21 protein-coding genes and 1 other RNA gene are annotated in these 24,283 nt (G+C 62.8%); 21 read left to right on the forward strand and 1 reads right to left on the reverse strand.

Annotated features, from left to right (window positions below; genetic code table 11):
* Positions 1 to 45 precede the first annotated feature (45 nt).
* From ATY77_RS30825 to murB, 18 genes are all read left to right on the forward strand, one after another.
* A complete protein-coding gene (locus ATY77_RS30825) occupies positions 46 to 753 on the forward strand; it encodes a DnaJ family molecular chaperone (protein ID WP_088690216.1) in 708 nt (235 codons plus the stop codon).
* Positions 750 to 1,511, forward strand: a complete 762-nt coding sequence (locus ATY77_RS30830; protein WP_088690217.1) for an N-acetylmuramoyl-L-alanine amidase — start codon at positions 750 to 752, stop codon at positions 1,509 to 1,511. The genes ATY77_RS30825 and ATY77_RS30830 overlap by 4 nt, the downstream gene beginning before the upstream one ends.
* A 262-nt stretch (positions 1,512 to 1,773) precedes the next feature.
* Positions 1,774 to 2,394, forward strand: a complete 621-nt coding sequence (locus ATY77_RS30835) for a lytic transglycosylase domain-containing protein (protein ID WP_088690218.1) — start codon at positions 1,774 to 1,776, stop codon at positions 2,392 to 2,394.
* Positions 2,395 to 2,469: 75 nt separating this feature from the next.
* Entirely contained in the window at positions 2,470 to 3,657 is a 1,188-nt protein-coding gene (locus ATY77_RS30840; protein WP_088690219.1) for an FAD-dependent oxidoreductase, read from the forward strand.
* Positions 3,658 to 3,770: 113 nt separating this feature from the next.
* Positions 3,771 to 4,946, forward strand: a complete 1,176-nt coding sequence (locus ATY77_RS30845) for an FAD-dependent oxidoreductase (RefSeq protein ID WP_088690220.1) — start codon at positions 3,771 to 3,773, stop codon at positions 4,944 to 4,946.
* Between the two features lie 57 nt (positions 4,947 to 5,003).
* Positions 5,004 to 5,401, forward strand: an RNA gene (gene rnpB / locus ATY77_RS30850) — RNase P RNA component class A.
* A 415-nt stretch (positions 5,402 to 5,816) separates the two neighbouring features.
* Positions 5,817 to 6,254, forward strand: coding sequence for a division/cell wall cluster transcriptional repressor MraZ (gene mraZ, locus ATY77_RS30855; RefSeq protein ID WP_245314410.1), 438 nt, complete (start codon positions 5,817 to 5,819; stop codon positions 6,252 to 6,254).
* A 17-nt stretch (positions 6,255 to 6,271) separates the two neighbouring features.
* Positions 6,272 to 7,297: a 16S rRNA (cytosine(1402)-N(4))-methyltransferase RsmH gene (gene rsmH, locus ATY77_RS30860; protein WP_088690222.1), complete on the forward strand. Its 1,026-nt coding sequence runs from the start codon at positions 6,272 to 6,274 to the stop codon at positions 7,295 to 7,297.
* A 1-nt stretch (position 7,298) separates the two neighbouring features.
* Positions 7,299 to 7,790: a hypothetical protein gene (locus ATY77_RS30865; RefSeq protein ID WP_088690223.1), complete on the forward strand. Its 492-nt coding sequence runs from the start codon at positions 7,299 to 7,301 to the stop codon at positions 7,788 to 7,790.
* Positions 7,790 to 9,547 carry a penicillin-binding protein 2 gene (locus ATY77_RS30870; protein WP_088690224.1) on the forward strand — a complete coding sequence of 586 codons (1,758 nt, stop codon included), beginning with the start codon at positions 7,790 to 7,792 and terminating at the stop codon, positions 9,545 to 9,547. The genes ATY77_RS30865 and ATY77_RS30870 overlap by 1 nt, the downstream gene beginning before the upstream one ends.
* Before the next feature lie 6 nt (positions 9,548 to 9,553).
* Complete coding sequence (locus ATY77_RS30875) at positions 9,554 to 11,074, forward strand: UDP-N-acetylmuramoyl-L-alanyl-D-glutamate--2,6-diaminopimelate ligase (RefSeq protein WP_190237717.1); 1,521 nt, start codon at positions 9,554 to 9,556, stop codon at positions 11,072 to 11,074.
* Positions 11,071 to 12,510 carry a UDP-N-acetylmuramoylalanyl-D-glutamyl-2,6-diaminopimelate--D-alanyl-D-alanine ligase gene (locus ATY77_RS30880; RefSeq protein ID WP_088690225.1) on the forward strand — a complete coding sequence of 480 codons (1,440 nt, stop codon included), beginning with the start codon at positions 11,071 to 11,073 and terminating at the stop codon, positions 12,508 to 12,510. The genes ATY77_RS30875 and ATY77_RS30880 overlap by 4 nt, the downstream gene beginning before the upstream one ends.
* 21 nt (positions 12,511 to 12,531) lie before the next feature.
* Positions 12,532 to 13,632, forward strand: a complete 1,101-nt coding sequence (mraY, locus tag ATY77_RS30885; RefSeq protein ID WP_085737793.1) for a phospho-N-acetylmuramoyl-pentapeptide-transferase — start codon at positions 12,532 to 12,534, stop codon at positions 13,630 to 13,632.
* Between the two features lie 7 nt (positions 13,633 to 13,639).
* Entirely contained in the window at positions 13,640 to 15,052 is a 1,413-nt protein-coding gene (murD, locus tag ATY77_RS30890) for a UDP-N-acetylmuramoyl-L-alanine--D-glutamate ligase (RefSeq protein WP_088690226.1), read from the forward strand.
* 1 nt (position 15,053) lies between these two features.
* Positions 15,054 to 16,208: a putative lipid II flippase FtsW gene (gene ftsW / locus ATY77_RS30895; protein WP_088673237.1), complete on the forward strand. Its 1,155-nt coding sequence runs from the start codon at positions 15,054 to 15,056 to the stop codon at positions 16,206 to 16,208.
* A 6-nt stretch (positions 16,209 to 16,214) separates the two neighbouring features.
* Positions 16,215 to 17,339 carry an undecaprenyldiphospho-muramoylpentapeptide beta-N-acetylglucosaminyltransferase gene (gene murG / locus ATY77_RS30900; protein WP_088690227.1) on the forward strand — a complete coding sequence of 375 codons (1,125 nt, stop codon included), beginning with the start codon at positions 16,215 to 16,217 and terminating at the stop codon, positions 17,337 to 17,339.
* On the forward strand, positions 17,336 to 18,751 hold the full coding sequence (murC, locus tag ATY77_RS30905) for a UDP-N-acetylmuramate--L-alanine ligase (RefSeq protein ID WP_088690228.1): 1,416 nt from the start codon (positions 17,336 to 17,338) through the stop codon (positions 18,749 to 18,751). Before murG ends, murC begins: the two co-directional genes overlap by 4 nt.
* Positions 18,748 to 19,722, forward strand: coding sequence for a UDP-N-acetylmuramate dehydrogenase (gene murB, locus ATY77_RS30910; RefSeq protein WP_088690229.1), 975 nt, complete (start codon positions 18,748 to 18,750; stop codon positions 19,720 to 19,722). Before murC ends, murB begins: the two co-directional genes overlap by 4 nt.
* A gap of 3 nt (positions 19,723 to 19,725) precedes the next feature.
* Here the strand turns inward: murB and ATY77_RS30915 are convergent, their stop codons facing one another.
* Positions 19,726 to 20,655 carry an SDR family oxidoreductase gene (locus tag ATY77_RS30915; protein WP_088690230.1) on the reverse strand — a complete coding sequence of 310 codons (930 nt, stop codon included), beginning with the start codon at positions 20,653 to 20,655 and terminating at the stop codon, positions 19,726 to 19,728.
* 444 nt (positions 20,656 to 21,099) lie between these two features.
* On the opposite strand from ATY77_RS30915, the gene ATY77_RS30920 reads away from it, so the two are divergent.
* Genes ATY77_RS30920 through ftsA form a run of 3 tightly spaced genes read left to right on the forward strand, consistent with a single transcriptional unit; the run spans position 21,100 to position 24,274 of the window.
* Positions 21,100 to 22,026, forward strand: coding sequence for a D-alanine--D-alanine ligase (locus tag ATY77_RS30920; RefSeq protein WP_088690231.1), 927 nt, complete (start codon positions 21,100 to 21,102; stop codon positions 22,024 to 22,026).
* Positions 22,014 to 22,946: a cell division protein FtsQ/DivIB gene (locus tag ATY77_RS30925; RefSeq protein ID WP_088690232.1), complete on the forward strand. Its 933-nt coding sequence runs from the start codon at positions 22,014 to 22,016 to the stop codon at positions 22,944 to 22,946. The genes ATY77_RS30920 and ATY77_RS30925 overlap by 13 nt, the downstream gene beginning before the upstream one ends.
* Positions 22,943 to 24,274, forward strand: coding sequence for a cell division protein FtsA (gene ftsA / locus ATY77_RS30930; RefSeq protein ID WP_011426086.1), 1,332 nt, complete (start codon positions 22,943 to 22,945; stop codon positions 24,272 to 24,274). The genes ATY77_RS30925 and ftsA overlap by 4 nt, the downstream gene beginning before the upstream one ends.
* Positions 24,275 to 24,283: the final 9 nt, after the last annotated feature.

Raw genomic sequence — 24,283 nt, forward strand, 5'->3', positions numbered from 1 at the left:
TCAAGCTGATTTTCTCATACTTGACTATCGTGCGAGAGATTTTCGATGTCCTTCTGGGAAAAACTGTTGAATGCCATTGGCAATACCGCGGGCAACGCGCTCTCCGCGGTGGTCGAGGCTATCCGGACGGTTTTCGAAGGCGATCCGGAAACGCGGCGCAAGGTGGCTTTTTCGGTGGCGATCATCGCGCTTTCGGCCAAGATGGCGAAGGCCGACGGCATCGTGAGCGAGAAAGAGGTCGAGGCCTTCCGCGAAATCTTCGAATTTCCCGAGGATCAGGCCAAGAACGTCGCGAGACTCTATAATCTCGCGCGCCAGGACGTCGCCGGCTACGAAGCCTATGCCGAGCGGCTTTCCAAGCTCTGCGTTACCTGCGCGGCCAATTGCCCGGTGCTGGAAGATGTGCTCGACGGTCTCTTCCACATTGCCAAGGCCGATGGGCTGATCCACGAGAAGGAATTGAATTTCCTCAGCCATATCGCAGAGATCTTCCAGATGAGCGAGATCCGCTTCGAGCAGATCGCCGCCCGCCACGTCTCGTCCGGCGGCGATCCGTACAAGGTGCTCGGCGTATCGCCGTCGGACGATTTTCCGACGATCCGCCGCCGCTATTACGGCCTTGTCAGCGAACATCATCCTGACCGGCTGGTTTCGCGCGGCGTACCGAAGGAGTTCCATGTGATCGCCAATGAGCGCATGGCGGCGCTGAATGCAGCCTATGCGGCGATCGAGAAGGAACGCCGCGCCGCATGACCTCTTTCGAGGCCGATTACCGAGGTGCCCGCGTGCGGCCGTCGCCCAATCACGGCGAGCGGGCGGACGGACGCCGTCCCGACATGATCCTGCTGCACTATACCGGCATGCCGACGCCGGAGGGCGCGCTCGACTGGCTCTGTCGGGACGAGAGCCAGGTTTCCAGCCATTATTTCGTGCACGAGAATGGCGAGGTGATCCAGCTGGTTCCGGAGGCGCGGCGCGCCTGGCATGCGGGCAAAAGCAGCTGGCACGGCGAGAACGATATCAATTCGCTGTCGATCGGCATCGAAATCGCCAATGCCGGTCATCCCGGCGGCCTTCCCGACTTTCCGAAAGAGCAGATCGCCGCGGTGATCGAATTGTGTCGCGACTGTGTCAAACGTTGGTCGATCGCGCCGGAAAGGGTGCTCGGGCATTCCGATGTCGCCCCGATTCGCAAGGTTGATCCGGGTGAAAAATTCCCCTGGGCGGAGCTCCACCGGGCGGGCATCGGGCACTGGGTCGAGCCGGCAACGATCACTGGCGGACGCTTCTTCCAGTGCGGCGATGCCGGCCAACCCGTCGAAGCACTGCAGTCGATGCTGTCGCTCTATGGTTACGGCACTGAAATCACGGGGCAATTTTCAGAAAAAACGGCAGGTGACGTGGAGGCTTTCCAGCGGCATTTTCGGCCCGAACGGATAGATGGCATCGCCGATTTCTCGACGATCGACACGCTGCACCGGCTACTGTCGGCTTTGCCGCGTTATTCTTGATTCCTCGGCAATTACTGAAACGCCGAATTTCGCACTGCAGCGCGAAATTCGGCCTGCCACATCATTTCCCTATTATCTCCTCATTGCGATGGTCTAAGAACCTCCGCCAAGCGGTACTCGGGGCTGTTTTCGAGTTAAACCACGGGCGCTATGTGAAACGATAAGAATTGCCGCGAATCCAGATCGGTCATTGATCTGGTATTCATTGTGACAGCGAGGCGCGCCGTCCGGAAATTCTTTGGGTCGGAGTGTTCAAGACTACATGAGAAAACTGATTGTTGTTGCTGCAACATGCGCTGGCATGATGCTGGCCGGAAATAGCTTTGCCTTTGCGAATGATTGGGGTGTGCGAGCTGATGCGCCGGTGAAGAAAGTCGAGCGTCCTTCGAAGAATACAGAGCGTCCGTTGAAGAAAGCGGAGCGTTCGGTCAAGCCGGCGAAGCGTCCGCTCAAGACGGCAGAACGCACACTGAAGACGGTCGAGCGCCAGAGCGGTTATCCCGTTGCCAATGTTTCCGGCAATTCCTATTCCGCACTGATCAGCAAATATGCGAACCAATATAATGTACCGGTTGCGCTTGCGACCGCTGTCATCCGTATCGAAAGCAATTTCAATCCGAATGCGCGCGGCAGCCACGGTGAAATCGGCCTGATGCAGATAAAGCCTGCAACTGCCCGCATGATGGGCTATTCCGGCAGCGCCAAGGGCCTGTTCGATCCGGAAACCAACATCAAGTACGGCATGAAATATCTGGCTGCCGCCCATAATCTCGGTGGTGGCGAGACCTGCAACACCATCCTCAAATACAATGCCGGTCATGGCGCCACGCGCATGAACCCGGTGTCCAAGTCCTATTGCGGCAAGGTTCTCGCAATGCTCTGAAGCGCTTATTCCTGACAAGAGCTGGATGATTCAAGATGATTGCCATGGTATCGCTGGAATTTAGCGAGGTGGGATATGGCAGTCGATTTCAGGTTCATCATCATCGGACGCGGCATGATGGGTGCCGCGGCCGCCCGGCATCTCTCTGCGATGGCCGATAACATCGCGCTGATCGGCCCGCCGGAACCCGAGGAACGCAAGGCCCATCATGGTGTCTTTGCCAGCCATTATGACGAAGCGCGCATCACCCGCACCTTCGATGGCAATCTCGCCTGGGGCAGTTTCGCCGCCCGGGCGCTCGACCGCTACCGGGACATCGAGGCGAAGAGCGGCATTTCCTTCTTTTCGGAAGTCGGCTGCCTCTTTGCCGGTCCGCCGCCCAGGGACGAGCAGGACTTTCTTCTCCGGGCGCAGACCGTCAGCCGGACGCTCGGCAGCGATATCGAGATCGTCGCGCCGGCAGACCTCGGCCGGCGTTTTCCCTATCTTAATGTCGGTTCCGATTTCAGCGGATATTTCGAGAGCAAGCGCGCCGGGCATATCAACCCGCGGGCGCTGGTGCGCGCGCAGGCGAGGCTTGCCGAACGGGGCGGCGTTTCTCTAATCGAAGAGACCGTGACATCGGTGCGCGACGCGGGCTCCCATGTCGAGGTGACGGCCGGCGATATTCGCTACACCGCCGAACGCGTGCTGGTCGCAGCCGGCGGCTTCAGCAATTTTCACGCCCTGCTGCCGCGTCCCCTCGATCTCAGCGTGAAGGCGCGTACGGTCGTCTTCTATGAAATGGGCGAGCGCGAGATGGCTGTATTCGGTGACATGCCGTCAACCATCGTGCTCGGCGACCGGGAGGAGGATCACATCTATATCCTGCCGCCGGTGCGTTATCCCGACGGCAAGACCTATCTGAAGCTCGGCGGCGATACCGAAGCGCTTTCCTTCAGCCGGCTGGAGGATGCCGGCACGTGGTTCCGTTCCGAAGGCAGTGCGGCCGAACGCGATCATCTCTCGGCAATCGCCCTGCAGCTGATGCCGGCGCTTGCCGGCTGCCCGGTCACCTCGGGGCCGTGCGTGGCAAATTTCACGCCGACCGGCTATCCCTATGCCGGATTCACCCAGTCGCCGCGCATCGCGGTGCTGACCGGCGGCAATTTCGTCGCCGCCAAATCCTCCGACGAACTCGGGCGTCTGGGCGCCGTGCTTCTCAGGGAAGGACGGCTCGGGGACGAGGATTTCGGCCGCGAGCTGGCGCCAGTCTTTGCCTAAGCGCATCGAGATCTTTCAGATTCGTTCGTTGCGCTTTAGCTTTTGTTTTTTCACGCATGTCGTTGCCGCAAAACCGCTGCACAGTTTTGCGCGACATGCTCTAGAGGAATATCATGGCAGTCGATTTCAAATATATCGTCGTCGGCCGCGGGCTGATGGGAGCTGCCGCCGCGCGGCATCTGGCGCGCCAAGTGGAAGGCGTCGCGGTGATCGGCCCGGACGAGCCTGCTGATCGCAAGGCGCATAACGGCGTCTTCGCCAGCCATTACGACGAGGGCCGCATCACCCGCACCATCGATCCCGACCGCAACTGGGCGCTGCTCGCCAATCGTTCGATCGCCCGTTACGGCGAGATCGCGCGCGAGAGCGGGATCGACTTCTATCGCGAAGTCGGCTGCGTCGTCGTCGCGCCTGATGGAAGCGATTATCTGGAGCGAACCCGGCAAGCCGCGGTCTCGCTCGGCGTCGAGACCAGCCATCTCGACGGCAGCGGACTGAAGGCGGCGTTTCCCTTCTTCGCCTTTCCCGACGCGGCTGCCGGAGTCTTCGAGGTGAGGGGCGCCGGACATATCAGTCCGCGCAAACTGGTGAAGGCACAATCATTGCTAGCGGAAAAGGCGGGCGCCACGGTCATCAAGGACCATGCCGTTTCGATCCGTGAGCAGGGTGGACTGGCGACTGTCGAGACCGCCGGCGGAATGACCTACTGCGCTGAAAAGGTGCTGCTGGCGGCGGGCGGATTTTCCATTGCCCGGAATCTGTTGCCGCGGCCTGTTGCCATGACGGTTTATGGCCGGACGGTCACGCTTTTCGAAGTAAGCGAAGCCGACGCGCTCCGCTTGGCTGCAATGCCGTCGCTCATCCTCGACGTGCCCGGCATCCACATCTATCTGCTGCCGCCGATCCGTTATCCCGACGGCAAATATTACCTGAAGATCGGCGGCGACCCGGATGATCTGGTGCTCGGCGACGATGCCGAGATGCGCGCCTGGTTCAGGACCGAGGGGCGCGAGACCGTGCGCGCCTATCTCAAGCGCATCGTTGCCGGCATCGTTCCCGATATGGCGCCGCTTTCGATCTCGACGGCCGCCTGCGTCGTCTCGCTCACCGAAAGCGGCTATCCGATGATCGGCTACAGCTCATCGCCGGGAATCGCGGTGCTGACGGGCTGCGCCGGGACCTCGGCCAAGAGTTCGGACGAAATCGGCAGGCTTGGGGCCGAGCTGCTTTTGTCAGGCAGAATCAGCGAACAGGGCTATTCCACGGATTTCACACCTTATTTCCGTTAAGGCTGCCGCCCATATTTTCTGTGGTAATTGCGGGCTCTCTCGTTTATGGGAGCCCTGCCAGTTGGCCGGGCAGCCGCGCTTTACCAATGCCGAAAGGCGGTAGGGTGAGGAAAGTCCGGGCTCCACGGAAACACGGTGCCGGATAACGTCCGGCGAGGGCGACCTCAGGGAAAGTGCCACAGAAAGCAAACCGCCTGTCATGACAGGTAAGGGTGAAAGGGTGGGGTAAGAGCCCACCGCATCTCCGGCAACGGAAATGGCACGGTAAACCCCACCGGGAGCAAGACCGAATAGGGATGACGCGGCGGGCCGAAAGGTTCTCCGGCCGGTTTCCAGGCCAGTCATCCGGGTGGGTTGCGTGAGGCAGCGTGCGAGCGCTGTCCCAGAGGAATGGCTGCCACGTTCCGGTTCACGCCGGAGCCATACAGAACCCGGCTTACAGGCCAACTGGCGATTATCATCCGAGCCGCGGCAGGGCTCGGATTTCCATTCTAAGCCCCTGAAACAGAGCGTTTTCAAGCTGGTATTCATACAGCTAGCGGATGTATATTTGTTCGGCGCCACCAATGCGTGTCATTTGCAAAATGGCAATGCTAACCCTTTGTTAAACTTAACAGCTTATAAATGTTTGATCATGCGCCCGTTGCGAAATGGGTGTATCCCATTGACGCCCATATGGTCCCATGCTATCCCAAATGCGCACTGCACCAGGGCAATCATTTGCCCATTTATCGCAAAGCAAAGGCGTCTTCCGTTCCGGAAGCGTCGGGTGGGATTTAGCTCATCCGGCTTGCGAAGCTGTGCCTGATATTGGGAGTTTCGGGCGTTTCAATGATGTCCGGATCCCTGCGGGAACGGATGTTTCGTGTCATGAGCCGCTTCCTATCGAACGCGACCAACAGGATCGATGCCAAGGGCAGGGTTTCCGTGCCTTCGGCATTCCGTTCCGTGCTGGCGCAGCGCAACGTCCAGGAGCTTTACTGCTTCCAGGATTTTGTGTTTCCGGCGATCAGCGTCGGCGGTCCGGATCTTCTCGAAAGGTTCGAACGGCAGATCGCTGCGGAAGATCCGTTTTCGCCGGATGCGAATGCGATGTCGCTTCTGATCCACGGAGGCGGGGTCTTCATGAAGCTCGACGCCGAGGGGCGGTTGATGGTGACGGATTTCATCCGCGACTTCACCGGCATTTCGGACGAGGTGACCTTCGTTGGTCGGGCGGATCATTTTCAGCTCTGGCAGCCGCTGGCATTTCAGGCCGCGCAGGCGCAGGCACGAGGGGAGCGCAAGCTGGCGGGCAAGCGTTCCTGAAAGGACGAGGGAACGGAATGGTGGCGAATCCTGGCGGAGGTTCAACTGATGCCGGTGGCGGACCGGTTCGTCACATTCCTGTTCTTCTCGATGAAGTCCTTGCGGCGCTGGCGCCCGCACCCGGCAAGCTCATCCTCGACGGTACGTTCGGTGCGGGCGGTTACAGCTCGGCCATCCTCGCGGCCGGCGCCGAGGTGATCGCGCTCGATCGCGACCCCAGTGCGATTGCGGCAGGCCAAGCGATGGTCGCCGCCCATGGCGGCCGTCTTCGGCTCATCCATTCGCAATTCTCGCATCTTGCCGATCATGCGCCGCAGGGCGGGCTCGACGGCGTCGTGCTCGATATCGGCGTGTCCTCCATGCAGATCGACGAAGCCGAGCGCGGCTTCTCCTTCCAGAAGAGCGGACCGCTCGACATGCGCATGTCGGCGGCAGGCGTTTCGGCCGCCGATGTCGTCAATCGCGCCAAGGTCGCCGACCTCATTCGCATCTTCCATTTTCTGGGTGAAGAAAATCAGGCGCCGCGTATCGCCCATGCGATCGAGAAGCGGCGCGAGGAAAAGCCCTTCGAAACGACGCGCGATCTCGCCGGTCTCATCGAACTGGTCACGCCCCGCAAGATGAAGGACAAGATCCATCCGGCGACGCGCGTCTTCCAGGCCCTGCGCATCTTCGTCAATGACGAGCTCGGCGAGCTGGCGCAGGCGCTGTTTGCGGCGGAGCGAGCGCTGAAGCCCGGCGGGCGCCTCGTCGTCGTCACCTTTCATTCGCTCGAAGACCGCATCGTCAAGAAATTCTTCTCCGACCGCGCCGGCAAGGCGACGGGATCGCGGCACCTGCCGGCCGCGCATGAGCGGGCGGCGACGTTCACGGCGATCGGCAAGCCGATGGTTTCGGCAAGCGAGGCGGAGGCCGAGGCCAATCCGCGCGCCCGCTCCGCCAAGCTGCGCGCCGGCTTGAGGACCGATGCCGCCGCCGAGGCGGCTGATATGTCGCTCTTCGGGTTTCCCAATCTTGCCACTCTCGGAAAGCTTGGAGGTTGATATGCTGAAGACGTTCGATCTCGTGCTCATCGGCGTCATGACGGCAGCTGCCGCCGTCACCTACACGATCAAGCATCGCGCCGAATTGAAGCTCGAGGAGGTTCATCGCCTCGAAGCCGAGATCAAGCTCGAGAAGGATACGATCGACCTTCTCAAGGCCGACTGGGCGCTGCAATCGCAGCCGAACCGGCTGGAGCGGCTGGTCAATGCCTATAATGCCGAGCTGCAGCTGCAGCCGACGGAATCGACGGCGCTCGTGCATGCCAAGGAGCTGCCGATGCTGAAATCGGAGGTTCCCGTGCCCGATGTGACGGAGGCCAAGGCCAGCGCCAAAGGCGCGGCCGAGGCCGGCGCCAAGGGCACGACCGTGGCCAGCGCCAAAGGTGCCGCAAAGACTCAGCCCGTTCCGACGCCCGCTCCACGCGGCGGCGTAACGCAGCATGGCGTCGTGGAAGATGAAGCAGACGAGATCGAAACGGGGTCGGTAGAATAATGTCGTTTCTTTCTCGCATCATGGTCCTGAAGAGCCAGGCGCATTTCTCCGCCGGCGTCTATAACCGCTTCGGCGGCCCTTCCGCCGGTCTGGCGATCGAGGGGTCGCGCAAGAAAAAGTCCGGGCAGGCGAAAAGCCGCGTCGGTCTGCTGATCATGGGTTTCATGGGCGTCTACGCCGTCATCGGCGGCCGTCTGGTCGAATATGCGATGAAGGATCAGGAGGTCGTCTCCAGCATCCTGCCGCCCGACCGGCTGATGGCGTCGCGCCCCGATATTCTCGACCGCAACGGCGAGGTGCTGGCGACCGATATCCGCACCGTCTCGCTGTTTGCCGAGCCGAACAAGATCGTCGACGTCGATGAGGCGGTGGAGAAGCTTTCGACCGTGCTGCCCGAGCTCGACGCCCGGGACACCTATAAGAAGCTCTCGGTCAAGACCTCGCATTTCGCCTGGCTGCGCCGGCAGCTGACGCCGAAGCAGCAGAGCCAGATCCTGGCGCTCGGCATTCCCGGCATCGGCTTCCGGCCGGAGAAGCGCCGCTTCTATCCGGGCGGGGCGACCGCCGCGCATATCCTCGGCTACGTCAACATCGACAACCGCGGTGTGGCCGGCATGGAGAAATATATCGACGACCAGGGGCTTGCCGATCTCGCCTCCGTCGGCATGACCAGCGATCAGCCGCTGGAGCCGGTGCGGCTGTCGATCGATCTGCGCGTACAGAACATCGTCCGCGATGCGGTCGTCAACGCCGTCAACAATTTCCAGTCCAAGGGCGCAGGCGCCGCCGTCATCGATGTGCATACCGGGGAAGTGCTCGGCATGGCATCGGCGCCGGACTTCGATCCGAACAATCCGCAGGAGGGCGCCAAGGAAGGCTGGCTCAACCGGATGACCAACGGCACCTTCGAAATGGGGTCGACCTTCAAGACCTTCTCGCTGGCGATGGCGCTCGACAGCGGCAAGGTGAAGATGTCCGACACCTTCGACGCCAGCAAACCGATTTATATCGGCGGCTTCACCATCCATGACTTTCACGGGCAGCGCCGCTGGCTGACCGTTCCCGAAATCTTCCAGTATTCCTCCAACATCGGCACGGCGCGCGTCATCGACCTCGTCGGCATCGATTCGCAGAAGGACTATCTGACCAAGCTCGGCCTCTTGACGAAAATGCAGACCGAGCTGCCCGAAGTGAAGATGCCGAGCCAGCCGCGCGTCTGGAAGAAGATCAATTCGATCACGATTTCCTTCGGCCACGGCGTTTCGACGACGGCGCTGCAGACCGGCGTGGCGGCGGCCGCTCTTGTCAACGGCGGCAAGCTGATCGAGCCGACATTCCTGCCGCGCACGCGCCAACAGGCTGATCAGATCGCCACGCAGGTCCTCAAGAAGTCGACCAGCGACGCGGTCCGCTATCTCCTCGATTTCAACGGTTACAAGGGCTCCGGGCGCGTGGCCCGCGTGCCGGGCTTCGGCGTCGGCAGCAAGACCGGCACGGCCGACAAGGTGGTGAACGGACGTTATTCCTCGACGCTGAACTTCAATTCCTTCATCGCCGCCTTCCCGATCGACAACCCCCGATATGCCGTCATCACCTTCTGCGACGAGCCGAAGACCGGCGAAAAGCAGTATGGCGGAACGATCTCCGCCGGTACGGCCGGCCCGATTGCCCGCGAGATCATCCGCCGCGCCGCCCCCATTCTCGGCATCGAGCCGAAATTTGGGGAGGGCGGATCGGCCTTGTTGGTGTCTTATTGAGCGTGAATGAATATCGGCGCCGATTCGCGAGGGGTGAACCGGCTTCAAGAGAGAAAAGTGCATTCGATGAAATTGCGAGACCTGGCCGGAGATCAGTTTCCGGAACTTGAAGCACAGCTCGAAGGCCCGGCAGGCTTGCTTGATATTTCAGGCCTGTCTTCGGACAGCCGCAAGGTGGCGCCGGGCAACGCTTTCGTCGCGGTCGCCGGTACCAAGGCGGACGGCGCGGGCTTCATCGCCGATGCCGCAAGCCGGGGGGCTGCCGTCGCGATCGCTTCCCAAGCCGTCGAGGCTTCCATCCCGGTGCTTGCCGTCCAGGAGCCGCGTCGCTTCCTTTCCGTCGCCGCCTCGCATTTCTATGGCAGGCAGCCGGGCATCATGGTCGCCGTCACCGGTACGGCGGGTAAGACCTCCGTTGCCTCTTTCACCAGGCAGATCTGGGCGCATGCGGGCCATGCGGCCGCGATGATCGGCACGACGGGCGTGGTCTCCCCGACGCGCAACGAATATGGCGCGCTGACGACGCCTGATCCGGTTTCCCTGCACAAGCTGCTCGCCGAGCTTTCCGACGAAGGCGTCACGCATGCGTCGATGGAGGCTTCCAGCCACGGCCTCGACCAGTGCCGGCTCGATGGCGTCAAGCTCGCCGCCGCAGCCTTCACCAATCTCGGCCGCGACCACATGGATTATCATCCCACCGTCGAGGCCTATATGGCCGCCAAGATGCGGCTTTTCGATACGCTGCTGCCGAAGGGCGCGCCGGCGGTGATCTTTGCCGACGATCCCTGGTCAGCACAGGCGATCCAGGCTGCGGCCGATGCCGGTCACGATGTCCGCACCGTTGGGCGCAAGGGCGACTACCTCACGCTGAAACGCGTCGAGCATTTCCGCCACAAGCAGACGGCGGAGATCCATATCGGCGACGAGATCTTCGAGGTCGATATTCCGCTGGCCGGTGATTTCCAGGTCGCCAACGCGCTGGTCGCGGCAGGACTTGCCATGTCGACCGGCGTGTCGGCGAAGGCTGCGATGGCCGCGCTCGAAAAGCTCGTCGGCGCCTCCGGCCGTCTCGAACTCGTCGGCCACACCAAGGACGGCGCGCTTGCCTATGTCGATTATGCCCATAAGCCGGATGCGCTGGAAAATGTGCTGAGCTCGGTCCGGCCCTTCACGACCGGCCGCGTCGTCGTCGTCTTCGGCTGCGGCGGCGACCGCGACCGCGGCAAGCGGCCGATCATGGGCGAAATCGCCTGCCGTCTCGCCGATGTCGTCATCGTCACCGACGACAATCCGCGCTCGGAAGAGCCGGCCTCAATCCGGGCGGAGATCATGGCGGCGGCAGGCTGCGCCTCCGAGATCGGCGACCGCGCCACGGCGATCCGCGAAGCCGTCGGCATGCTGAAATCGGGCGATACGCTGATCGTCGCCGGCAAGGGGCATGAGGAGGGGCAGACAGTCGGGAGCGTCACATTGCCGTTCTCCGATCATGCGGAGGTGCGCAAGGCCTTGGAGGAACTGAAATCTTGAGCTGGCTCTGGACGACCGAAGACATGATCGCAGCGATGGCGGGGCGCCCCTTCGGCACTCTGCCCGAAGGCATCACCGGCATTTCCATCGACAGCCGCTCGATCGGCCCGGGCGAAGCCTTCTTCGCAATCAAGGGCGACCGCGTCGACGGTCACGATTATGCGTCGATGGCGATGGCGAACGGTGCTGCCCTTCTCGTCGTCAGCGAAGCGAGACTTCCGGCCATGGGCCGCCTGACGGTGCCGATGATCGTCGTCGACGACGTGCTCGCAGCACTCGTGCGTCTCGGGCAGGCTTCGCGCGAGCGGTCGCGGGCAAAGATCGTCGCCGTCACCGGTTCGGTCGGCAAGACCACCACCAAGGAGATGCTGCGGCACGTGCTGTCGCCCTCCGGTAAGGTGCATGCCTCCGTCGCCTCCTTCAACAATCACTGGGGTGTGCCGCTGACGCTGGCGCGCATGCCTGACGATACCGATTACGGGGTCTTCGAAGTCGGGATGAACCATCCGGGCGAGATCCGGCCGCTGGTGGCGATGATCCGCCCTCATGTCGCCGTCATCACGACGATCGCGCCGGCCCATCTCGGCAATTTCAAGAGCATCAAGGAGATCGCCGCCGCCAAGGCCGAGATCTTCGAGGGGTTGGAGCCTGGCGGCCATGTCGTGCTCAACCGTGACAACGACCAGTTCAATTTCCTCGACCGGACGGCGCAGTCGCTCGGCATCGAGCAGATCCATTCCTTCGGGCAGCATGCGAAAGCCGAATTCCGGCTCGCGGAGTTCAACGGCTCGGACGAGAATTCGACGCTGTGGCTGACGATCGGCGGCGAAACGCTGGAGGTGGCGCTCGGCGCGCCGGGCCGCCACATCGCCGAGAATGCGCTGGCCGCACTCGGCGTCGTCAGGATCGTCGGCGCCGACATCGAGAAGGCGATCGCCGCACTTGCGACGCTGAAACCGGAAAAGGGCAGGGGCAAGCGCCACCGGCTTTCGATCGGCGGCGGCAAGGGCAGCTTCACGCTGATCGACGAGAGCTACAATGCCAATCCGGCCTCGATGCGCGCGGCGATCGCGCTGCTGGCGGCGGCCGAGCCGACCGGCCGCGGACGCCGTATCGCCGTGCTCGGCGACATGCTCGAGATGGGCGAATATGCCGAGAAGGTCCACACCGACCTTGCCGGGCCGCTGCTCGCGGCCGGCATCGAACATGTCTGGCTCGCGGGGGCCGAAATGGCCGCGCTGAAGGAATCACTGCCGGAAAGCGTCCATGTCGAATACCGGGAAAAGACGGACGAATTGACGGACTACGTGTTGAACTCGGTCGTGCCGGGCGACGTGTTGATGGTGAAATCGTCTCTGGGCATCGGTTTCGGCAAGATCGTCGCCGCGCTTCTTGACAAGTTCCCGGCATTTTCCGACACGCAACGCGAACTTTGATCGGGTAACAAGGGGCCCTGAATGCTGATCTGGCTTGTCGAACTGTCGGAATATTTCAAGTTTCTGAACCTGTTCAGATATATTACCTTCCGCACGGGCGCCGCTCTCTTCACCTCCGCATTGATCGTCTTCCTGTTCGGGCCGACGATCATCAATTCGCTGCGCATCCGGCAAGGCAAAGGCCAGCCGATCCGCGCCGACGGGCCGCAGACGCATTTCAAGAAGGCCGGCACGCCGACCATGGGCGGGTTGATGATCCTTGCCGGCATCGTCGGGGCCTCGCTGCTCTGGGCCGATCTTTCCAACGTCTATGTCGTCGCGACGCTGCTGGTGACGCTGGGTTTCGGCGCCATCGGCTTCTATGACGATTATCTCAAGGTGACCAAGCAGAGCCATAAGGGCTTTTCCGGCAAGGCCCGTCTTGGCATCGAGTTCGTCATCGCCGGCATCGCCGTCTATTTCATGATGCGCACGGCCCTTGCCTCGGGGACTGCAGGCTCGACCTTCGGTTCCTCGATCGCCTTTCCCTTCTTCAAGGACTTCCTGATCAATCTCGGCATCATGTTCGTCGTCTTCGGCGGCTTCGTCATCGTCGGCGCCGGCAATGCCGTCAACCTGACCGACGGGCTCGACGGGCTCGCCATCGTGCCGGTGATGATCGCCGCCGCCTCCTTCGGCGTCATCGCCTATCTCGCCGGCAACGTCGTGTTTGCGAACTACCTGCAGATCAATTTCGTGCCCGGCACCGGTGAGCTTGCCGTCGTGCTCGGCGCCGTCATCGGCGCCGGCCTCGGCTTTCTCTGGTTCAACGCACCGCCGGCGGCCATCTTCATGGGCGACACCGGCTCGTTGGCGCTCGGCGGCACGATCGGCACCGTCGCCGTCGCCACCAAGCACGAGATCGTCATGGCCATCATCGGCGGCCTCTTCGTCATGGAGACGCTATCGGTCATCATCCAGGTCGGCTTCTTCAAGATGACCGGCCGGCGCGTCTTCCTGATGGCGCCGATCCACCATCACTTCGAGAAGAAGGGCTGGACCGAGAGCCAGGTGGTGATCCGCTTCTGGATCATCGCGGTCGGTCTTGCCATGCTCGGCCTCTCGACGCTGAAGCTGAGGTGAGGCGGCGATGATCCCGGTCACGACGCTCAAGGACAGGAAGGTCGCGCTCTTCGGGCTCGGCGGCTCCGGTTTCGCCACAGCCCGCGCGCTGATTGCAGGCGGCGCCGATGTGACCGCCTGGGACGACAATCCCGACAGCGTCGCCAAGGCTTCGGCCGAGGGCATCCGGACGGAGGACCTGCATACGATCGACTGGAGCCAGCAGGCGCTGTTCGTGCTGTCACCCGGCGTGCCGCTCACCCATCCGAAGCCGCACTGGACCGTCGATCTGGCGCGGGCCGCCGGCGTCGACATCGTCGGTGACGTCGAGCTCTTCGTGCGTGAGCGCCGTGCCCACGCGCCGGACTGCCCCTTCATCGCCATCACCGGCACCAACGGCAAGTCGACCACCACGGCGCTGATCGCCCATATCCTGAAATCGGCAGGTTACGACACGCAGCTCGGCGGCAATATCGGCACGGCCGTGCTGACGCTCGATCCGCCGAAGGCGGGACGTTATTACGTCGTCGAATGCTCCTCCTACCAGATCGATCTCGCGCCGACGCTGAACCCGTCCGCCGGCATCCTTCTCAACCTGACGCCCGATCACCTCGACCGCCACGGCACGATGCAGCACTATGCCGACGTCAAGGAGCGGCTGGTCGCCGGCAGCGATGTGGCGATCGTCGGCATCGACGACAGCCATTCGGCACTGATCGCCGACCGCGTCGAGCGGGCGGGCGTCAAGGTGGTCCGCATCTCCCGCCGCAACGTGGTGGCCGATGGCATCTATGCTGAGGGCACCAAGCTCGTTCAGGCCGCCGGCGGCGCCATGCTGCCCTTCATCGATCTCGACGGCATCCAGACGCTGCGCGGCAGCCATAATGCGCAGAACGCCGCCGCTGCCGTCGCCGCCTGCCTTGCGGCCGGCGTTTCCGCCGACGACATCCGCGCCGGCCTTGCCTCCTTCCCCGGCCTCAAGCACCGCATGCAGCCGGTGGGCCAGCGCGGCCGCGTCGTTTTCGTCAACGATTCCAAGGCGACCAATGCCGATGCCGCAGCACCGGCGCTTTCGAGCTATGACCGCATCTACTGGATCGCCGGCGGCCTGCCGAAATCAGGCGGCATCACGACGCTCGCGCCCTATTTCCCGCGTATCGCCAAGGCCTATCTGATCGGCGAGGCGGCGGCGGAATTCGCAGCAACCCTCGGCGAGGCCGTGCCCTACGAGATTTCGGGCACGCTGGAGCGGGCGGTCGCGCATGCGGCGGCCGATGCCGAGCGCGACGAGAGCGGCTTTTCGGCCGTGATGTTATCCCCGGCTTGCGCAAGCTTCGACCAGTATAAGAACTTCGAAGTCAGGGGCGATGCCTTCGTCAGCCACGTGGCGGCACTTGACGGAATGACGATGCTGATCGGTCCTGCAACAGGAGAGAAATGACATGGTAAGCCGCGCGGAACGTGGGCCTCTGGCCGATTGGTTCTGGACCATCGACCGCTTCTTCCTGGCGATGTTCATCTTCCTGATGGGCATCGGCTTCATGCTGTCCTTCGCCGCTTCTCCCGCGGTTGCCGAGCGCATCGGGCTCGAGCCTTTCCACTTCGTCAAGCGCCATGCGGCCTTCATGATCCCGTCGATCGGGGTGATGCTTGGACTGTCGTTCCTGACGCCGCGCCAGGTGCGGCGGACCGCGATCCTGCTGCTGATCATCTCGCTCGCGATGATGGTGCTGGTTCTTTTCGTCGGGCAGGAGGTCAAGGGCGGCAGGCGCTGGATCTGGATCGCCGGCCTTTCCGTCCAGCCGTCGGAATTCATGAAGCCCGCCTTCGTCGTCGTCTGCGCCTGGCTGTTTGCCGAACATGCGCGACAGCCGGAAATTCCCGGCAATCTCTTCGCCATCATCCTGTTCGGCATCGTCGCCGCCCTTCTCGTCGCGCAGCCGGACCTCGGCCAGACCATCCTGACCACGGCGGTCTGGGGCGGGATGTTCTTCATGGCCGGCATGCCGTGGATCTGGATCGTCCTGCTCGGCATCGGCGGCGCCGGTGGCCTGCTCAGCGCCTATTACGTCTTTCCGCACGTCGCCGGGCGAATAGACAAGTTCATGACCGGCGAGGGCGACACGTTCCAGATCGACACGGCGCGCGAAGCGATCATCCGCGGCAGCTGGTTCGGCCAGGGGCCGGGCGAGGGCATCGTCAAGCGCATCATTCCGGATGCCCATACCGACTTCATCTTCTCGGTCGCGGCCGAGGAATTCGGCATCGTCTTCTGCATGGCGCTCGTGGCGCTGTTCACCGTGCTGGTGCTGCGCGGCCTGTCGCATGCCTATCGCGAGCGCAACGACTTCAACCGTTTCGCCGTCGCCGGCCTGGTGCTGCAGATGGGCATCCAGTCGATCATCAATATCGGCGTCAATCTCGAGCTGCTGCCGGCAAAGGGCATGACGCTGCCGCTGATTTCCTACGGCGGCTCGTCTATGGTGGCGATCTGCGTCACCGCCGGTTTCATCTTGGCGCTGACGCGCCATCGTCCGGAAAAGCGCGCGCAGGACCGGAGCCTTTTCCGCGTCCCGCACGGCATGCCGGCGGAGTAAGAGCTTATGAGCAAAGGCATCGTGCTGCTTGCCGCCGGGGGAACCGGCGGCCATGTGTTTCCGGCGGAGGCGCTGGCCTTCAAGCTGAAGGAACGCGGCTATTCGGTGCATCTCGTCACCGACAGCCGGGCGGAGCGTTATGCCGGCAAGTTCCCCGCCGAAGAGATCCATGTCGTGCCGTCGGCGACGATCGGCTCGAAGAACCCTGTTGCCGTCGCCCGTTCGCTATGGACGCTCTGGAGCGGCATGCGGGCGGCAAAGAAGCTGATCCAGCGGCTGAAACCTGTCGTCGTCGTCGGTTTCGGGGGTTATCCCACCGTGCCGCCGCTGCTTGCCGCTACAAGGCTCGGCGTGCCGGCGATGATCCATGAGCAGAATGCCGTGATGGGCCGCGCCAACAAGGCGCTGGCGACCCGCGTGCAGGGGATCGCCGGCGGCTTCCTGCCGGAGGGCGGCGCTGCATTTCCAGACAAGACGGTGACCACGGGCAATCCGGTTCGTCCGGCGATCATTGCCGCGGCCGAAGTGCCTTATACGCCGTCGCATCCTGGCGAAGCCTTCAATCTCGTCGTCTTCGGCGGCAGCCAGGGCGCGCAATATTTCTCCAAGGCGCTGCCGACGGCGATCAGCCTGCTCGACGAGGCGTTTCGTCTTCGTCTGCGCATCACCCAGCAGGTGCGCCCGGAAGATATGGAGATGGTCAGCGGCTGCGTCGCCAAGCTGGATATGGGCGCCGATATCGCGCCCTTCTTCACCGACATGGCGGAGCGGCTGGCGAAAGCGCATCTGGTGATCTGCCGCTCCGGCGCTTCGACGGTCTCGGAAATCTCGGTTATAGGCCGTCCGGCCGTGCTGGTGCCTTATCCGCATGCGCTCGATCACGATCAGGCGGCCAATGCCGCCGCGCTTGCCGCGACCGGCGGAGCCAAGGTGATCCCGCAAGCGGAGCTTTCGCCGGAACGCATCGCCTCCATCCTTGGCCACGTGATGAACGACCCGGAAAAGCTTGCCGGCATGGCGGCTGCGGCAAAGCTCGCGGGAAAACCCGATGCCGCGAACTTGCTTGCCGACATGGTTGAGGCTATTGCCGCCGGACGGACAATAGCGGAATTCAAGAGGACACGCGCATGAAACTGCCGAAGGCGATCGGTCTCGTCCATTTCATCGGCATTGGCGGTATCGGCATGAGCGGTATCGCCGAGGTGCTGCACAATCTCGGCCACAAGGTGCAGGGGTCCGACCAGGCCGACAGCGCCAATGTCCAGCGCCTGCGTGACAAGGGCATCGAAGTCTCCGTCGGCCACCGGGCCGAAAACCTGGGCGATGCCGAAGTCGTCGTGGTTTCGACGGCGATCAAGAAGAGCAATCCGGAACTCATCGCGGCGCGCGAAAAGCTGCTGCCGGTGGTGCGCCGCGCCGAAATGCTGGCCGAGCTGATGCGCTTCCGCAATGCGATCGCCATCGGCGGCACCCATGGCAAGACGACGACCACATCGCTGGTCGCGACCCTGCTCGAAGCTGGCGGGCTCGACCCGACGGTCATCAACGGCGGCATCATCAACGCCTACGGCACCAATGCCCGCATGGGCGAGGGCGAGTGGATGGTGGTCGAGGCCGACGAATCCGACGGCACCTTCCTGAAGCTTCCGGCCGATGTTGCCGTCATCACCAATATCGATCCCGAGCACCTCGACCATTACGGCAATTTCGACGCCGTGCGCGCCGCCTTCCGGCAATTCGTCGAGAACGTGCCGTTCTACGGCTTCGGCGTCATGTGCCTCGACCATCCCGAGGTGCAGTCGCTGGTCGGCCGCATCGAGGACCGCAAGATCATCACCTATGGCGAAAACCCGCAGGCCGACGTGCGCTTCAAGAATGTGCGCATCGACGGCACGCGCTCGATCTTCGACGTCGAGATCCGCCGCCGCCGCACCGGCCAGGTGATCGAGCTCAAGGGGCTGGTCATGCCGATGCCCGGCCGTCACAATATTTCCAACGCGACGGCGGCGATCGCCGTTGCCAACCGGCTCGGCATTTCGAAGGAAGATATCGCCAAGGGGCTTGCCTCCTTCGGCGGCGTCAAACGCCGCTTCACGCTGACCGGCGAATGGAACGGCGTGCAGATCTTCGACGATTACGGCCATCACCCCGTCGAGATCAAGGCCGTGTTGCGCGCTGCCCGCGAAGCCTGCAAGGGACGGATCATCGCCGTTCATCAGCCGCACCGCTACAGCCGCCTTTCGAGCCTGTTCGAAGAATTCGCCGCCTGCTTCAACGATGCCGACAGCATTTTCCTGGCACCCGTCTATGCGGCAGGCGAGGATCCGATCGAAGGCATGGATTCCCTGTCGCTCGTCTCGCGCATCAAATCCGGCGGCCATCGCGACGCCCGCTTCCTCGCTTCGGCGGAGCTTCTGCCGCAGATGGTTGCAGAGGTTGCAAAGCCTGGTGATTTCGTGGTTCTGTTGGGGGCTGGAAGCATCACATCCTGGGCGGCGGCGCTGCCCAAACAACTGGAAGGCCTATCGGGAAAGTCCGCATGAAACAGGTGAATGGGGAAAAGCTTCTCGCGTCTCTCGGAGACGGTGTAAAGGATATCCGCGGCCGCATTACGCCGGATGCCCCCATGGACCGCGTCACCTGGTTCCGGGCGGGCGGGCTCGCCGAGCTGATGTTTCAGCCGCATGACGTCGACGACCTCATCGCCTTCCTGAAGATCCTGCCGGAAGAGGTGCCGCTGACCGTGGTCGGCGTCGGCTCCAACATCCTGGTGCGCGACGGCGGCATTCCAGGCGTCGTGCTGCGCCTGTCGGCCAAGGGCTTCGGTTTCGTCGAACTGGCCGGTGAAAACCGCATCCTCGCCGGCGCCATCTGCCCGGACAAGCACGTCGCGGCGATGGCGATGGACAATGGCATCGGCGGCTTCCATTTCTATTACGGCATCCCGGGCGGCATCGGCGGCGCGGCGCGCATGAACGCCGGCGCCAACGGCGTCGAGACGCGCGAGCGGCTGGTCGAGGTCAACGCGGTCGACCGCAAGGGCAACAAGTATGTGCTCTCCAATGCCGAGATGGGCTATTCCTATCGGCATTCCGCAGCCCCTGCCGACCTGATCTTCACCTCGGTGCTTTTCGAGGGCTATCCTGAGGACCGCGCCCAGATCCGCGCCGAGATGGACGCGGTGCGCAATCACCGCGAGACGGTGCAGCCGGTGCGCGAGAAAACCGGCGGCTCGACCTTCAAGAACCCGCCGGGCCATTCGGCCTGGAAGCTGATCGACGAGGCGGGCTGCCGCGGTCTCGTCATCGGCGGTGCGCAGATGTCGTCGCTTCACTGCAACTTCATGATCAACATGGGGCAGGCGACCGGCTACGATCTCGAATATCTCGGCGAGCAGGTGCGCCGCGAGGTCTTCGAGAAAGAGGGCATCAAGCTCGAATGGGAAATCAAGCGCATCGGCGTCTTCATGCCCGGTCGCGAAGTGCGCCCGTTCCAGGGCGTGACCACCGAGTAGCGGTTACTTCACCGCCAGTTTCAGTCCTTCGCGCGGCGTGACGACGGGCGACCAGCCGAGAACGTCGCGCGCCCGGGATATGTCGACCTGCAGCGAACCGCAAAGGCGCTGATAGACGGCGTCCTTCCCGACTGCCTTTGCCGCCATGTGCAGCACCGCGGACGGGAAGGGGACCAGCATCGGCTTGACGCCGAGCCCCGCGGCAATTCCGCTGATGAGTTCCGGGGTCGAGAGGTCCTCACCATCTCCGGCGAGGAAAATCTCGCCGGCGGCGGCGGGATGCGCCATGCAGGTGATGATCAGATCGACGAGGTTCTGCACCGCGACCAAGGTGCGGCGGTTTTTCAGCGAAGCGAAAGGGAGCGGTATCCGCTTGCGGACGAGCCCGACGAGAAGAGCGAAGTTGCCCCTTGCGCCGGGACCATAGACCAGGGGCGGGCGGATGATGACGACGTCCATGCCGGTACGGGCGGCGATTTCGCGCAGGCCGGTTTCGCTTTCCAGCTTCGAAATACCGTAGGGATCGATCGGCTTCAGCGTGTCGTCGTGCCGGAACGGCCTGTCGTTCTCTTCGCCATTGACCTTGATGGTGCTGACGAAGACGAATCTCTTCACGCCGGCGCGGGCGGCCTGTTCGGCGAGATTGAGCGTGGCGGCGGTGTTCGTCCGGCGGAATTCCGCCAGCGGATCGGCCGCGCGGTCGTTCATGATGTGCACGCGGGCAGCAAGGTGGACGATGACATCGACGCCTTCGAGCGCTGCCGCCCAGTCGGTCCTGTCGGTTATATCGATCGGAAAATGCCTGACATCATCAGGAAAGGCAGGCGTTGCGGATCGGGTGGTGACCACGAGATCGCAAACCTTCTCCTCGTGCAGCCGTTTGACAAGCGGGCTGCCGACGAAGCCGGCGGCGCCGGTGACGAGGCATCGCATGATCTTCTCCCTGCTATTTCCTGGCCTTCGCTAACCGGAAGTGGGACTCGCATCAACACAAAAGCGGGAATGGCGGGGCGTCGCGGCGCTTTGCATTAATCTATCAAGGCGCCGGCCCCCGCCTCAGTGTTGCCGGTATCGGGTTGAGGAATGACGTCTCAAACCCTTGGCAGATTCCATCGTGGTGAGCGCCATACGATATCTCGTTGAACAAATAGGCTTTTCGATCGTGTTCGGGCCCGCTCCCGGACGGCCTGGGAATGGCTGCGAGATGAGCAAAAGGTAAAGGGCCGGGAACTTCCGGGCAAAGAGTTAACGAAAGTAAACACTTCATTAACCATAATGATGCTCTAATGCAGGCAAGCCGGACAACGGCCTGAAACGGCGCAGACAGCTTCGCGCAAGCGTCGATTTCAAAAGTGGAAGTTATTTTTGGGGGTGTTGATGAGTCGCAAGCATGTCGCTGTCCTGATGGGCGGATTTTCCTCGGAGAGGCCCGTCAGCCTTTCCTCGGGAAAGGCTTGCGCAGAGGCCCTCGAAGCGGAAGGCTTCAAGGTGACGTGCATCGATGTCGCCCGCGACGTTTCCGAAAAGCTTGCCGCGCTGAAGCCCGATGTCGTCTTCAATGCCCTTCATGGCCCCTTCGGCGAAGACGGCACGATCCAGGGCATCCTGGAATATCTGGAGATCCCCTATACGCATTCGGGTGTGCTTGCCTCGGCTTTGGCGATGGACAAGGATAAGGCGAAGCGCGTTGCTGCCGCAGCCGGCATTCCTGTGGCCGAATCGCAGACGGTCAATCGTTTCGCCTTCCCTTCGACGCATCCGATGAAGCCGCCCTATGTGGTGAAGCCGGTTCGCGAGGGGTCGAGCTTCGGCGTCGTCATCGTCACGGAAGATCAGGCGCATCCGCCGCAGGTCGTCAGCTCGCCCGAGTGGCGTTACGGCGAAGAGGTGCTGGTCGAGCGCTATGTCTATGGCCGCGAACTGACCTGCGGCGTGATGGGCGATGTCGCGCTCGGTGTCACCGAAGTGGTGCCGCAGGGACACAATTTCTATGATTACGATTCCAAGTATGCGGCAGGCGGTTCAAAACACGTCATCCCGGCGAAAATTTCACCGAATATTTACCAAAAAATACAAACATTGGCCCTAAGGGCGCATCAGGCAATCGGTTGCCGCGGCGTCAGTCGGTCCGACTTTCGTTACGACGATCGTTTCTCCGAAGACGGCGAAATCATCTGGCTGGAGGTCAATACCCAGCCCGGCATGACTCCAACCTCGCTCGTGCCCGAAATGGCCGGTCATGCCGGCTATTCATTTGGTCAGTTTCTCCGGTGGATGGTGGAGGACGCGTCTTGTTTGCGTTGACGGTCAAGAGGATTGGGCGCCCTAGCCATCATGTCGCGCTTCCCATGGTGGAAGCCGAGGAGCGGTTCGTTTTGCCGCGCCCGCTGCGCCGCGTCACCCGTTTCCTGATCAGCCTTGGCAGCGGCCGCATCGATATTCCGGCCCATACGGGCACGGTTTCGGCGCTCGCCTTCCTGGCCGCGACCGGCCTGTACGGCATGTCGCTCGGCGGCCATACGGAAGCCGTCGCGCAGGCGACGACGACGGCCGCTGGCTTTGCGATCGAGGACGTGAAGGTTTCCGGCAATTCCGAAACCTCCGAAATCGAGATCCTGCAGCTGATCGGCCTCGACGGCACGACCTCGCTGGTCGCGCTCGATGTCGATGCTGCCCGCCGGAAGATCGCGCATCTTCCCTGGGTCGAGAATGTCGAGGTTCGCAAGATCTACCCGAAGACGATCGAGGTGAAGCTCAAGGAGCGTCAAGCCTATGCGATCTGGCAGCATGGGCAGGAGCTTTCGCTGATCGAGAAGAACGGCAGCGTCATTGCGCCGCTGCGCGACAACAAGTTTTCGGCGCTGCCGCTCGTCGTCGGCCGCGATGCCGAAGCGGCGGCTGCTTCGCTCGACGAGGCCTTCTCGAAATGGCCTGACGTGAAGGCCCGTGTGAGGGCCTATGTCTGGATATCGGGCCGCCGCTGGGATCTGCACATGGATAACGGCGTCATCGTCAAGCTGCCGGAAGACGGCATCGACCAGGCGCTGGCCACACTTTCGAAGTTCGACAAGCAGCATCAGCTCCTGGAGCGCGATATCGCTGCCGTCGATCTGAGATTGCCCGACAGGACCGCAATCCAGCTGACGCCGGAAGCGGCAGTCCGCAGGCAGGCGGCGGTGACGGAGCGTACGAAAGAATTGAAGAAGTCGGGGCAGAATATATGAGCTTGTTCGGTTCATCCCATTTCGGACTGCCGCGCCTGAAGCCGCTTTCGTCGAAGCGGTCGCATATCGTTTCGGTCCTCGACATCGGCTCGACCAAGGTCGTCTGCATGATCGGCCGGCTGACGCCGCGCGAGGAAAGCCAGATCCTGCCCGGCCGCACCCACAATATCGAGATCATCGGCATCGGCCATCAGCGCTCCCGCGGCATCAAGACCGGCGTCATCGCCGATCTCGACGCGCTGGAAGGCGTCATCCGCCTTGCCGTCGATGCGGCCGAGCGCATGGCGGGGCTGACCGTCGAGAGCCTGATCGTCAACCTGACGGCGGGGCGCCTCGGCAGCGATATTTATACCGCGACCATCGATCTCGGCGGCCAGGAGGTCGAGCTCAACGACCTGAAGAAGGTGCTCTCGGCCGCCTGCCAGCAGTCGCTGCGCCAGGACCGCTCGGTGCTGCATTCGCTGGCGACCGGTTTTTCGCTCGACGGCGAGCGCGGCATCCGCGATCCGCTGGCGATGTATGGCGATGCGCTCGGCGTCGACATGCATGTCGTCACCGCGGAGCGCTCGGCGCTGAAGAACCTCGAACTCAGCGTCAATCGCGCGCATCTTTCGGTCGAGGGCATCGTTGCGACGCCTTACGCATCCGGCCTTGCCGCTCTCGTCGACGACGAGGTCGAACTCGGCTGTGCTGCGATCGACATGGGCGGCGGCACGACGACGATCTCGGTCTTTGCCGAAGGCAAGCTCGTTCATACCGATGCCGTCGGCCTCGGTGGCCACCATGTCACCACCGATCTGGCGCGCGGTCTCTCGACCCGCATCGAGGATGCGGAGCGGCTGAAGGTCGTGCATGCCTCGGCGCTGCTGAATTCCTCCGACGAGCGCGAGCTGATCTCCATTCCGCCGATCGGCGAGGACGATCGCGACCAGCCGTCGCAAGTGCCGCGGGCGCTGGTTTCGCGCATCGTATCGGCCCGAATTGAAGAGACGATGGAACTGATCCGCGACCGTATCCAGCGTTCCGGCTTCAGCCCGATCGTCGGCAAGCGCGTCGTGCTGACGGGCGGCGCCAGCCAGTTGACCGGCCTTGCCGAAGTGGCGCGGCGCATTCTTGCCCGCAACGTCCGCATCGGCCGCCCGATGGGCGTGTCGGGATTGCCGACGGCGGCCAAGGGCCCGGCCTTTTCGACAGCCGTCGGCCTGATGATCTATCCGCAGGTCGCGGACATGGAGACACATGCGTCACAGAGCGGTCTGCTCATGTCGCTTGGGGGAAATAACAGCCGCATAGCCCGGATGGGCCAGTGGCTGAAGGAAAGCTTCTGAAATTCGAGT

It is taken from the genome of Rhizobium sp. R634, assembly GCF_002211305.1.
Lineage (GTDB): Bacteria > Pseudomonadota > Alphaproteobacteria > Rhizobiales > Rhizobiaceae > Rhizobium.